Consider the following 11,902-nt stretch of genomic DNA (forward strand, 5'->3'; position numbering starts at 1 on the left):
GATCTCCTCGATCACACACGGGTGGAGCGTGGGGGGGGGAGGGGGGTGGGGGGGGGGGGAGGGGGTGGGGGGGGGGGGGGGGAGGGGGGGGGGGGGGGGGGGGGGGGGGTCCCCCCCCCCCCCCACTCCGCCTTTCCACCCCGCTCAGGTTCCGTGCCGAGACGGAACAACCCTAGAGCTGCGTGAGGCCGCCGTCGACGAGCAGTTCCGCGCCGGTGGTGAAGGAGCTCTGGTCCCCGGCCAGGTAGAGGGCGGTGGCGGCGACCTCCTCGGGTCGGCCGACGCGACCGAGCGGGGTCGTGGCGACGGCCTGATCGACCTGGGGGGACGCGGCCCGCAGCTCGTCGGCGCCGGGGGTCGTGACCGGGCCCGGGGTGAGGGCGTTGACCCGGATGCCGCGACCGGCGAGTTCGGTGGCCCAGGTGCGGGCGAGGCTGCGGATCGCGGCCTTGGTCGCGGCGTAGACGCCCAGACCCGGGACGCCGCGCAGGGCCGCACTGGACGAGAGCAGGATCACCGAGGCGCCGGCCGACAGCAGCGGGAGCGCCTTCTGCACGGTGAACACCGTGCCCTTGAGGTTCACGGAGGTGGTGTGGTCGTACTCCTCCTCGGTGATCTCGCCGAGCGGGCCGAAGTCCCCGAGGCCCGCGTTGGCCACGACGATGTCGAGCCGGCCGCTGCGTTCGGTGATCTCGGCGAAGAGCCGGTCGAGGTCGTCGAGCTTCGACACGTCGCCCCGGACGCCGATGCCCCGGCTGCCGACCTGCTCGACGGCGGCCGCCAGCTCGGCTTCACGGCGGCCGGTGAGGTAGACGGTCGCCCCCTCGGCGGCGAAGCGGCGGGCGATGGCCAGGCCGATGCCGGTGGAGGCGCCGGTGACGAGGGCGGTCTTGTTGTCCAGCTGTCCCATGAGATTCTCCGAATCTTGACGTAACTATTCTTGTTACATTTTTGGGCGCAAAAACCGGCGCAGGAAGCACTGCCACGGCCGAGGCTAGGCGGCCTTCAGCACATCGCGCAGCACATCCTCCAGCGTGGTTCCCGACAGCTCCCGGCGGAGGGTGGCCTCGATCCCGTCGTAGACGGCGGCCATCACCGGAGCGATGCCGTGGCCCACGACGCACTCGGGGTCGGGCGTGGCGGGGTGCAGGGCGAAGATCGGCCCTGGCTCCACCGCCTCGTAGACGTCGAGCAGGGTGATCGCCGACAGGTCCCGCGACAGCGTCCAGCCGGCCCCGGCACCCCTTCGCGAGTCGACCAGGCCCGCCGTGCGCAGCTGGGCCAGCAGGCGGCGGATCACCACGGGGTTGGTGTTGACGCTCGTCGCGATCTGCTCGGAGGTGGCGACCTCGTGGCCACGGCGCTGGTACAGCCCGATCCAGGTCAGGGCGTGTGCGGCGACGGTCAACCTACTGTTCGCGCTCATGCCGCCCATCACCCCTCTCCATGTCGTAACTGTAATAGTTACATCGACTGGCGGCAAGCGCGGCACGGCCACATCGGCGGGGCCGACTTCCCACTCCTCACCGCCTAAAGAGCGGTGGGCCGCCTGCGTGCCCGGGTGAGCCGGCGGTACGCGAGATGGACCGCGAGGCCCAGCAGGGTCATGACGACGGACGCCACCAGTGCGACCACATCGAGCGCGTTCCGGCCCAGTGAGTTCCAGAAACCGATGCTTGAAGCAAGGGCGGCGACGTCCGTGTGCCGGGGGTCGTACACCACCGCCACGGTGTCGCGGGCCTTGACGGTGTCGGTCACGTAGGCGAGTCGGGTCTCGACGGACGCCCCCTCGGAGGTCGTGAACCGCACCCGGCAGTTGGCGTTGCCCGCCGGGTTGTCCTGCGGCGCGCTCACCTCAGTGCACTCGGTGACGACCGCCGGCATGTGGACGCCGCGACTGCGGAGAGCCGACGTCACCCCCATGTCGTGCGGTATCAGGTAGACCAGGCTGAGGACGAACAGCAGGACCCCCAGGCCGATCATGGCGAGCGAACCGTTCCGCACGGTCCGGCCGTGGTCCGGCGCGTTCTCCATCGGTCCCCCCGGGTGTCGGCCCAACTGCCCACGTGCGCTCACGCTACCCGCACCCACCGACACCGGCGGTGCGCCGGAACACTGGCCGCCGGCAGCAGGGCGCTCGCAGCCGCGCGACCTCTCCGAGGCTCAACAGCACCGCTTCATCGACCTCATCGACGTGCTTGCGCTCCACTGTCGGCTCTCCCACGACGGGAGGGTCAAGACGGGCACGGGCACCGGGCTCGTCAGGAGCCGTCCAGGATAAGGGGATCCGGTCACCCCGGTGGCAGTTCCGTCAAACAGCGCACACCCGCTGTGAGCGGACTGGTACGTTCCGCGCATGGACTTCAACGCCGTTGCCAACTCGTTCGTGCCGCACTACTACAACACCTTCGACTCCGGCATCTCGGGTCGCCCGAACCTCAACAGCCTCTACCGACCCGAGTCGATGCTCACCTGGGAGAACGCCCAGGTCCAGGGACAGCAGAACATCCTCGCGAAGCTGACGACGCCCCAACTGGCCACCGTCAAGCACAAGGTGAACACCACCGACGCACAGCCCGCCCCGGGCAACGGCGTACTGGTCACCGTCACGGGCAACCTCCTCATCGACAACGCCTTCGACAAGCCCCTGCAGTTCGCCGAGACGTTCAACCTGCAGCCGATCCCCGGCCAGCCCGGCGGCTTCTTCGTCCACAACCAGATCTTCCGCCTCATCTTCGCCTGAGCCGTCCAGGCCCGGGGCCTCCCGTCGGCTTCCCGCGCGGCGCGCGGAAGCCCCGGACCGACGCCACGACTTGGAGGAAGGGTGCACCTGCGCGAGCTCCGGCCGGGCGACGCCCACGCCGTCCGCCGCATCTACAGCGGCAGGTCGGTCGCCGACCTGTGGTTCGGCCAGATGACCGCCGCCCAGGCCCACGACTACATACGCGAAGCCCAGGAGGCCGACGCCCGCCGGCCGCGCACCGCACGCGTCCTCGGCATCGACGTCCACGACGACCTGCTCGGCATCGTCCGGCTCCGCATCACCGGCCACACGGGCAGCCTCAGCTACATCCTGCGCGAGGACGCCCGGGGTCACGGCTACGCCACCACAGCGGTGCGCCGGTTCCTCGCCCACCACCGCACCCCACGGGTCACCGCCGAGCACCGCGTGGGCAACCCCGCTTCGGGAAGGGTCCTGGTGAAGACCGGCTTCGCCGTGACCACCGCGACCGACGAGATCGTCCGCTACGAACTGGGCTAGCGGCTGCCCCGCCACCTCCGACTCCCCGGGGCCCGCGCCGGGCGTGACGCGGACCTTTGCCGTGTGTTTATATTGAACAATGGTTCAACCAAACACCGGACACCCCCATGCCCCGCACGCCTGAGGCCTCGGCGGCCGTCCGCGAAGCGACCCGCGCCAAGATCCGGCGCGCCGCCGTCCTGCTCATGGCCGAACAGGGCTACCGCGCCACCACCCTGCGCCAGGTCGCCACCCGGGCCGGCGTCGCCGACGGACTGCCCTCCCGCTACTTCGGCAGCAAGGACGGCCTGCTGATCGACATCGCCGACGGCTGGCGCGAACGGACCCGCGCGGCGCTCGCCGCCCAGCCGGCCGACAGCCCTGCCGCCACCCTGCAACTCCTGGTCCGCTCCGCCCTGCTCGGCCTGGACTCCGCCCCCGAGGAGGTCGAGGAGAGCCGGGCCGTCTCCGCCCTGCTCGCCGACCCCGAAGCCCGCGCCGTCCTGGTCGCCGCAGGCGCCGACCTCGCCTCCGCCGACCTCCTACAGGCCTTGGACGAAGCCCTGGCGGCCTGCCGCGTCTCCGACCCCGCCGCCGCCCGCCTGCTCCTCCTCGCCGGCATCCGCGGCGGCCTCACCCTCGCCGCCGAGGACCCGACCTTCCCGCTGCGCGACCTGGAAGCGGCCCTGCTCGCCCACATCCTGCCGACGACCTGACCCCACCCCATGCTTCGAAAGGCCCCGCCATGACCGCCGAAACCGACATCCGCCCCTACCGCATCGCCATCGAACAGCACCAGCTCGACGACCTGCGCGACCGCCTCGCCCGCACCCGCTGGCCCGACTCGTTGCCCGGCGCCGACTGGGACTACGGCGTCCCGCTCCACTACCTCCAGGACCTGGCCGAGTACTGGCGGACCGGCTACGACTGGCGCGCACACGAAGCCAGGCTCAACACCTTCCCGCAGTACACCACCACCCTCGACGGCGCCAACGTGCACTTCCTGCACGTCCGTTCACCCGAACCCGACGCCACCCCGCTGATCATCACGCACGGCTGGCCCGGCTCGGTGGCCGAATTCCTGGACATCCTGGGCCCGCTCACCGACCCCCGCGCCCACGGCGGCGACCCGCGCGACGCCTTCCACGTGGTCGCGCCCTCCATCCCGGGCTACGGCTTCTCCGGACCGACCGGCCAACTCGACTGGGACTACCGGCGCGTGGCACGCGCCTGGGCCGAACTGATGGACCGCCTCGGCTACCCGCGCTACGGCGCCCAGGGCGGCGACTGGGGCTCCGGCATCTCCCGCGAACTCGGCCTCGCCGCCCCCACCCGGGTCATCGGCGTGCACGTCAACACCTCCCCCACCTTCCCCACCGGCGACCCGTCCACCCTCGACGCCCTCGACCGCGAACGGCTCGACACCTGGGCCCGCCACCAGGCCGAAACCTCCGGCTACACCGCCGTCCAGGCGACCCGCCCGCACACCGTCGGCTACGCGCTCACCGACTCACCGGTCGGCCAACTCGCCTGGATTGTCGAGAAGTTCCGCGAATGGACGGACTGCGACGGCGGCGTTCCCGAAGGTGCCGTGCCCCGGGACCACCTCCTCACCAACGTGATGCTGTACTGGCTGACCGCCACCGCCGGCTCCTCCGCGCGGCTGTACAAGGAGTCGGCCCGCAACGGCTGGACCGAGGCCACCCCCTCCACCGTCCCCACCGGCATGGCCGTCTTCCCCCACGACATCACCCTGCCGGTCCGCGCCTTCGCCGAACGCATCGACAACATCGTGCACTGGACGGAGTTCGACCACGGCGGCCACTTCGCCGCCCTGGAACAGCCCGAGTTGCTGGTGACCGACATCCGGACCTTCTTCCGCACCCTGGCGTGACGCCGGCCGTGACTGGTCGGATGTTCTCAGCTCATCAACTCGCCAGCTCAGGCCCGAAGTAGTCACGCAGTCGAGCGACCTTCCCGTCCCGGATGCGGAAGATCTGCTGCGGCGTTCGGGACACGGCGGCCTCCCTGGGCTCAGGCTCGGAAGGCCGCACAATCCCAGCGCCGCCCCGGCTCCATGCCGGTCACAATGAGTGCCCGGATCACCCGAGTGCGCAGATCAACCGCTTGTAACCTCTTGACTACAGTCTGGCTGCGGGTGGATGGTCTTGCACATCCATGCAACCGCGAGGCACGGAGGGAACGATGGCACTAACCTTCATCGCCAAGGACCCGAACACGGATGGGGCCAACTGCCCGACGGTGTGGGTCGACAAGGACGCGGGGGAATTCGTCATTCAGGGCTGGAAGGTCGACCAGGCAACCGAAGAGGAGTGCTTGGCCGCAGGGCCGATCCCCGACAGTGAGACCGTGCTGCGGCTGCCCGTCCGCATGGCTGCCGCTCTCAGGGAGGCTATTGATGTCGCCGAAGGCGCCCACGTTCGTTGAGCTTCTGGACGCCGCCCAGCGCTCGGCGGTTCACCTTGAGATGCGGGACTCGTACGACGACCCGGACGAGGCCCCGCGCGTCGCCGCATGGCGGGCGGGGCATCGCCACAACCTGGCCGACCGCGCCTCCTGGTGGCGCCCTTGGCTCGATCTCGTATCGGGCGCGGTGGCGCGGGGTGTCGAGATCCGCCGCGCGCGAATCGTCTCCGAGCCGGTCAGCGAGTACACGCAGTACCTCCACGAAGGTACGTTCGCCAATGTGTCCGCGGGCGAGCAGATCCGGTGGCTGCCGCGTCGCCGGGCATCTGACCTCGCCCTTCCCGGTAACGACTTCTGGGTGTTCGACGACACGGTTGTGAGGTTCGGCCACTTCTCGGGGGCGGGTGCCTATCTGGGCGACGAGGTGACGGGGGATCCTGCCGTGGCGAAGCTCTGCGCCTCGGCGTTCGAAGCGGTCTGGTCGCGGGCCGTTCCTCACGAGAACTATCGGATCTGACCTACGAAGCACCGGACTGCCAGCTCATGCCCACATCTCCGTCATCCAGCGTCCAATCAGCACGCAAAGCGCTCGCCGCCCGCCTGCGAGACCTCTGCAAGGACGCTGGACTCAACGGGCGTGAGCTGGCTCGCCAAGCCGGCTGGCATCCCTCGAAATCGTCTCGGATCATCAACGCGGTAACTCCGCCGTCCGATGAGGACATTCGGATCTGGTGTCGGCTGTGCAGAGCCGACGATCAGACCGCCGATCTCATCGCCGCATCACGCTCAGCGGATGAGATGTACGTGGAGTGGAAGCGCCTCCAGCGTACCGGGCTCAGGAGGTTGCAGGATTCCTATGTGCCCCTGTTCGAGCGCACCCGCGTGTTCCGGGTCTACTGTTCGACAGTGGTTCCCGGGCTGTTTCAGAACCACGGTTACGCAACGGCGTTGCTCTCTTCCATCACCCGCTTTCGCGGCACGCCCGATGACGTGGCAGACGCCGTTTCCGCCCGGCTCGCACGGTCGCACATCCTGCGGGAGGGCGACCACCGGTTCGCCGTGGTGGTGGAGGAGTCCGTCCTGCGATACCGGGTCGGCGACGCGGACGCGATGTCTGGGCAACTCGGTTACCTGCTGGCGATCATGTCCCTGCCCGCCGTGTCGCTCGGGGTCATCCCCCTCAACGCCGACCGGGACATCTGGCCACTGGAGACGTTCAGCGTCTACGACAGCGAACAGGCGCAGGTCGAAACCCTCACCGCTGCCGTGACCATGACCGCGCCGGGCGAGATCGCCCAGTACCTCGCCGCGTTTCAGAAGCTGTCCGACATAGCGGTGTACGGCGCCCCGGCCCGCGCGCTGATCACGGCGGCGATTGATGCACTCGGGTGATGGGTGTGCAATCTTGTAGAACCTCGTAGAGACCAACCGCCTACCCTCCGTAGCGTCTTCCTCGTCAACGAAGCGCCCCAGGAAGGGAGCCGGCCAGATGTCTCTACGTGAGATCGCCCAGCGTGAACCCGAGCCGGCCGCACCGGACTCCGGACTGTGCCCCACCTGTTGCTGGCACGACGCCATGGCGCGGGAGGCGTTCAAGGACCCGGAGGGCTTGGACCGTTCGAAGCTCACGGACGTGACGGTCCTCCGGCGGAAGCATCGCGAGGTCGGGGAGTGCCTGAACCCGGACACCGCCGCGTGAGGCAAAACCAACAGACTCCCGCATCCGGCCATTTGGGGAATCCGACCGCGTGCGGGTGCACCACCGCGTGGGAACGGATTCCCCTTTCACCGAACAGGAAGGCAGTGCAGTGAGCGACCTGTACGAGATCGAGATCCCGGCCGGACTCGCCGCCTACAAGGCGCGTGGCGGGAACCAGGGTGGGGGTGACGACGGGGAGTCGTGCGTGACCCTGCAGGAGGTGCCGGGGGTGGCCGGCGGTTTGTGGGTGATGGGCGACACCAAGGCGCCGGGGCGGGAACTGCGCTTCACCACCGTGGAGTTGAGCTCCGCCGGCATCGACCCGGACCGCTTCACCGCCTCCGCCTGACGCACCACCTCGCACCAGCGGGCCCCGCTCCCAACGCAACTGGGAGCGGGGCCCGCCTCACACCCAGGGTAGGGCGCTCATGGATCACTGGAACAGGCCCGGCCTCCACTGGCACTGCTACGCGTGGGCGGGCAGCAAGCGACCCGACGACGCCGAGCGGCGGCCGCCGGAACCGCAGAACGGCTCGCGGCCCGAATGGGGCAGCCCCATACCGCCGTTGGAGGTCATGCACTGGCTCGCCAAGTCGGCGGCGCAGATCAGGCTCACCACCAACGACCCCGCCGAGGCGCTCGACTGGCTGGGCAAGCAGCTCGCCGACTCCCCCGCTTCGGAGGCCGACCTCCCCGCGTTCACCCGGCTGGATCACGCCCTGGCGTTCCTCGACACGTTCCCGCACGACGTGGTGTGGACGTACTGGACACCCGGCCAGCAGCTCCGGTCGGTCGCCGCCGTGGCGTGCCCCCGGACGTTCGGCCCCACCTCCGAAACGCCCCCGCTCTGCCCGCTTCGACGGCGGTGACCGGCGCTGACCGGTGCTGACCGGCGCTGACCGGCTCGTCACCGGCCGCCCGGCGGGTCGTGACAGCGTGTCGAGTGGCGGCGCACGGTCCGCGACGAGAGGGTGACCGACGCAGGACCTCACCTGAAGGAGCGAGAATGCCCGAAGTCACCACTCCGTACCCGACCGGCACCCCGTGCTGGGTCGATCTGATGGCGCAGGACCAGCAGGCGGCACTGGATTTCTACCGCGACCTGTTGGGCTGGCAGGGGCAGGTCGGCCCGGCCGAGTTCGGCGGGTACGCGGTCTGCGAGCTGAACGGCAAGCCGTCGGCCGGGATCGGACCGGCGATGGCGCCGGAGGGGATGCCCACCCCGCCGACCGTGTGGACCAGCTACCTGTCCACCACCGACGCCCAGGCCACCCAGGACGCGATCGTCGGCGCGGGCGGCACCCTGCTCGTCCCGGCGATGGACGTCGGCGAGCTCGGCCGGATGCTGATCGCCGCCGACCCGCAGGGCGCGGTGTTCGGCGTCTGGCAGCCGGGCGAGTTCTTCGGCGCCCGGGTCGTCAACGAGAGTGGCGCGCTGATCTGGAACGAGCTGCACACCAGCGACCTGCCCGGCGCCACCGCCTTCTACGGCGAGGCGTTCGGCATCGAGATCGAGCCGGCGCAGGGCGCCGAGCAGTACTGGGAGCTGCGGGTCGGCGGCCGGGCCGTCGGCGGGGCCTCGCTGCTCGCCGACGACCCGCCCGGCACGCCCGCGCACTGGCTGACGTACTTCGCGGTGGACGACGTCGACTCCACCGTGGACGCCCTGGTCAAGCACGGCGGCACCGTCCTCGCCCCGCCGTTCGACATGGTGGCGGGCCGGATGTCGGTGGTGACCGACCCGCAGGGCGCGCCGTTCGCGGTGATCGCACCGAAACCGATGTAGGCGGCGCGGCCCACCGCGCACGGTGTCGCGGTGGGCCGTCTCCGTACAACTCCCGTCCGTACGGGTCACTCCGGCGCGACGGCCGACGGCACCCCGTCCGTCACCCCCGCTGCGCGCGGCCGACGGCGCTGAGCACCGCCCGTACGCCCGCCGTGAGCACCGAGCCGTCCCGCCCGGCGCCCCACACCACCTGTCCCCCGACCCGGGCCTCGACGTAGGCGACGGCGTCGGTACCGGAGCCGGCACCAGCGCCCGCACCCGCACCCGCACCCGCACCAGCCCCGACGGCGTGCTCGCTGAAGTGCAGGATGTCGACCCGCAGCGCGTCGGCCACCGCGTCGAGCGGCCCGGCGCCCTCGCCGCGCCGGCCGTCCACCTCCGCCCAGTCGTCGCCGGCCTGCCACGGCCAGTCCGGCGCCGCGTCCAGGTACTCCGCGCGGAAGAGCCCGTACAGTCCCTCCGCCGTCACCTCCCGCCCGCTGTCGTCGGTGGCCTCCTGCACGACCCGGGAGAACTCGATCTGGAGCCGCCTCGGCAGTTCCAGCCCGTGCCCGGTCTGGAGCAGGTAGGCGATGCCGCCCTTGCCGGACTGGCTGTTCACCCGGATGACCGCCTCGTAGTCGCGGCCGAGGTCGGCCGGGTCGATCGGCAGGTACGGCACCGACCAGGGCGCCTCGCGCGCCGGGACGCCGGACTCGGCCGCCACCTTGGCGTGGTGGGCGAAGCCCTTCTTGATGGCGTCCTGGTGGGTGCCGGAGAAGGCGGTGTGCACCAGGTCCCCCGCGTAGGGGTGGCGCTCGTGCACGGGCAGCCGGTTGCAGTGCTCGACGGTGCGGCGGATCTCGTCGAGGTCGGAGAAGTCGAGCATGGGGTCGACGCCCTGGGTGTGCAGGTTGAGCGCCAGCGTCACCAGGTCGACGTTGCCCGTCCGCTCGCCGTTGCCGAACAGGCACCCCTCCACCCGCTGCGCGCCGGCCAGCACGGCCAGTTCGGCGCAGGCGACGCCCGTCCCCCGGTCGTTGTGCGGGTGGACGGAGAGGATCACCGACTCGCGGCGCTCCAGGTGCCGGTGCAGGTACTCGATCTGGTCGGCGTAGACGTTGGGGGTGGCGATCTCGACGGTGGCGGGCAGGTTGTGGACGACGGGCCGGTCGGGGCCGGCGTCCCACAGTTCGGTGAGTCCGTTGCAGACCTCCAGGACGTAGTCCGGTTCGGTCAGGTTGAACACCTCGGGCGAGAACTGGAAGCGCACCCCGGGCCGGCCGTCGGCCCGCCGTGCCAGGTGGGTGGCGGCCTCGGTGATCAGGGCCCGCAGTTCGTGCCGGTCGCGCCCGAGGACGACCTCGCGCCAGAGCGGGGCGGTGGCGGTGTAGAGGTGGACGACGACGCGGGGCAGGCCTTCGACGGCCTCGAAGGTGCGGTCGATCAGGTCGGCGCGCGCCGCCGTGAAGACGACGACGGTGACGTCCTCGGGCACCGCGCCGGGCACGGTGGCCAGTTGCCGGACGAAGTCGAAGTCGGTGCGGCTGGCGGAGGGGTAGCCGACCTCGATCTCCTTGAAGCCCATGGCCAGGAGCAGGTCGAACATCCGCTGTTTGCGTGCCGGGTCCATGGGTTCGGCCAGTGCCTGGTTGCCGTCGCGCAGGTCGACGGGGACCCACAGCGGGGCGTGGTCGATCCGTCGGCCGGGCCAGCGCCGCATCAGCGCGGGGACGTGCACGCGCTCGTGGGCGGGCCGGTAGCGGTGGGAGGGCATGGCACCCGGGCGCTGCGGGTTCCAGGCGGGGGCGGTGACCGGGACGGGGCCGGCGGGGGTACGCAGGGTCGGGAATCGCATGATGAGTCCTTACGGAGGTACCGGTGGACCGGCAGGACGGCGCCCCGCAGCGGGGTGCCGGTCCGGTCACGCCCCGCTGCGGCCACCAAGAAGAAGGCCACCCAGAGGGAGACTCCACGGCTGCATGCCGGGTAGACTAACCACGAACCAAGTCCTCAGACAAGCTGACAGGTGAACGCGAATGCCCCCGCTCGGCCCCCTCCACCGCTCCCCCCTGGTCGACCAGGCCACCCGACGCCTGGAGGAGCAGATCACCGCCGGACACTGGCCGGTGGGCGGGAAGCTGCCGGGCGAGGTGACCCTGGCGAAGGAGCTGGGCGTCGGCCGCTCGACCGTCCGGGAGGCGCTGCGCGCGCTGGCCGGCGCCGGGATGGTGCAGAGCCGGCAGGGGTCGGGCGTGTTCGTGACGGCGGACCGGCCCGCCCTGGACTGGCCGACCCGGCTGCGCCGGGCGGAGCTGGCGCACGTCTACGAGGTGCGCACCATGGTCGAGGTGCAGGCGGCCCGACTGGCGGCCGCGCGCCGCACGGAGACGGACCTCACCGCCGTGGACACGGCGCTGGCCACCCGGCTGGCGGCGGGCGGCGCGGACGACGCGGCCTTCGTGGACGCCGACATCGCGCTGCACACCGCCGTGGTGGCGGCCGCGCACAACCCGGTGCTGGACGACCTGTTCGCCCAGTTCGCGCCGGTCCTGAGGGAGCACCTGGTGGACCTGGTGGGGGTGCTGGGGCTGCGCAGCGGGGACCCGAACCACGGCTACGCGTCGCACGCGGACCTCGTCGGGGCGCTGCACCGGGGCGATCCCGAGGAGGCCGGGCGGGTGCTGGCGGCCGAGCTGGAGGCCACCCGGTCGCGCCTGCTGGCCGACTGAGCGGAGCGGGCGGAGCGGGCACCGGGGCCACCGACCGA

General features: G+C 71.1%; 16 protein-coding genes. 12 read left to right on the forward strand and 4 right to left on the reverse strand.

All coding sequences use genetic code 11. The features are described 5' to 3' along the window. Positions 1–172: 172 nt before the first annotated feature. The 3 genes from AC07AL_RS24965 to AC07AL_RS24975 form a co-directional block, all read right to left on the reverse strand. Positions 173–910, reverse strand: a complete 738-nt coding sequence (locus AC07AL_RS24965) for an SDR family NAD(P)-dependent oxidoreductase (RefSeq protein WP_363579601.1) — start codon at positions 908–910, stop codon at positions 173–175. An 84-nt stretch (positions 911–994) separates the two neighbouring features. Then, positions 995–1,426, reverse strand: coding sequence for an Rrf2 family transcriptional regulator (locus AC07AL_RS24970; protein WP_363627612.1), 432 nt, complete (start codon positions 1,424–1,426; stop codon positions 995–997). A gap of 104 nt (positions 1,427–1,530) precedes the next feature. Then, positions 1,531–2,034 carry a DUF3592 domain-containing protein gene (locus AC07AL_RS24975; RefSeq protein WP_363627613.1) on the reverse strand — a complete coding sequence of 168 codons (504 nt, stop codon included), beginning with the start codon at positions 2,032–2,034 and terminating at the stop codon, positions 1,531–1,533. A gap of 322 nt (positions 2,035–2,356) precedes the next feature. On the opposite strand from AC07AL_RS24975, the gene AC07AL_RS24980 reads away from it, so the two are divergent. From AC07AL_RS24980 to AC07AL_RS25030, 11 genes are all read left to right on the forward strand, one after another. After that, the gene (locus AC07AL_RS24980; RefSeq protein WP_363579604.1) at positions 2,357–2,743 is read left to right on the forward strand and encodes a nuclear transport factor 2 family protein; all 387 of its coding nucleotides are present in this window, start codon (positions 2,357–2,359) and stop codon (positions 2,741–2,743) included. Positions 2,744–2,824: 81 nt separating this feature from the next. Continuing rightward, positions 2,825–3,262: a GNAT family N-acetyltransferase gene (locus tag AC07AL_RS24985; RefSeq protein WP_478318216.1), complete on the forward strand. Its 438-nt coding sequence runs from the start codon at positions 2,825–2,827 to the stop codon at positions 3,260–3,262. A gap of 107 nt (positions 3,263–3,369) precedes the next feature. Then, the gene (locus tag AC07AL_RS24990; protein ID WP_478318217.1) at positions 3,370–3,957 is read left to right on the forward strand and encodes a TetR/AcrR family transcriptional regulator; all 588 of its coding nucleotides are present in this window, start codon (positions 3,370–3,372) and stop codon (positions 3,955–3,957) included. A 29-nt stretch (positions 3,958–3,986) separates the two neighbouring features. Continuing rightward, positions 3,987–5,135, forward strand: coding sequence for an epoxide hydrolase family protein (locus tag AC07AL_RS24995; protein WP_478318218.1), 1,149 nt, complete (start codon positions 3,987–3,989; stop codon positions 5,133–5,135). A gap of 311 nt (positions 5,136–5,446) precedes the next feature. Then, positions 5,447–5,689 (forward strand): hypothetical protein, encoded by a 243-nt coding sequence (locus AC07AL_RS25000; RefSeq protein WP_363579608.1) that lies wholly within the window; start codon positions 5,447–5,449, stop codon positions 5,687–5,689. Continuing rightward, positions 5,661–6,185 carry a DUF6879 family protein gene (locus AC07AL_RS25005; RefSeq protein WP_400984158.1) on the forward strand — a complete coding sequence of 175 codons (525 nt, stop codon included), beginning with the start codon at positions 5,661–5,663 and terminating at the stop codon, positions 6,183–6,185. Before AC07AL_RS25000 ends, AC07AL_RS25005 begins: the two co-directional genes overlap by 29 nt. Before the next feature lie 26 nt (positions 6,186–6,211). Beyond that, positions 6,212–7,060, forward strand: coding sequence for a helix-turn-helix domain-containing protein (locus tag AC07AL_RS25010; RefSeq protein WP_400843661.1), 849 nt, complete (start codon positions 6,212–6,214; stop codon positions 7,058–7,060). A gap of 97 nt (positions 7,061–7,157) precedes the next feature. Continuing rightward, on the forward strand, positions 7,158–7,367 hold the full coding sequence (locus tag AC07AL_RS25015; protein ID WP_363579611.1) for a hypothetical protein: 210 nt from the start codon (positions 7,158–7,160) through the stop codon (positions 7,365–7,367). Positions 7,368–7,476: 109 nt separating this feature from the next. Further along, entirely contained in the window at positions 7,477–7,716 is a 240-nt protein-coding gene (locus tag AC07AL_RS25020) for a DUF397 domain-containing protein (RefSeq protein ID WP_363579612.1), read from the forward strand. A gap of 79 nt (positions 7,717–7,795) precedes the next feature. Beyond that, complete coding sequence (locus AC07AL_RS25025; protein ID WP_400843669.1) at positions 7,796–8,236, forward strand: hypothetical protein; 441 nt, start codon at positions 7,796–7,798, stop codon at positions 8,234–8,236. 137 nt (positions 8,237–8,373) lie between these two features. Beyond that, on the forward strand, positions 8,374–9,153 hold the full coding sequence (locus AC07AL_RS25030) for a VOC family protein (RefSeq protein ID WP_400843672.1): 780 nt from the start codon (positions 8,374–8,376) through the stop codon (positions 9,151–9,153). A gap of 100 nt (positions 9,154–9,253) precedes the next feature. On the opposite strand, the gene AC07AL_RS25035 is transcribed toward AC07AL_RS25030, so the two are convergent. Beyond that, positions 9,254–10,990 (reverse strand): 2-isopropylmalate synthase, encoded by a 1,737-nt coding sequence (locus AC07AL_RS25035; RefSeq protein WP_478318219.1) that lies wholly within the window; start codon positions 10,988–10,990, stop codon positions 9,254–9,256. A 181-nt stretch (positions 10,991–11,171) separates the two neighbouring features. Between AC07AL_RS25035 and AC07AL_RS25040 the strand changes: the two genes are divergently transcribed. Further along, positions 11,172–11,864, forward strand: coding sequence for a FadR/GntR family transcriptional regulator (locus AC07AL_RS25040; protein WP_400843676.1), 693 nt, complete (start codon positions 11,172–11,174; stop codon positions 11,862–11,864). The last annotated feature ends 38 nt before the right edge of the window (positions 11,865–11,902 follow it).

The organism is Kitasatospora sp. NPDC043949 (assembly GCF_056435365.1).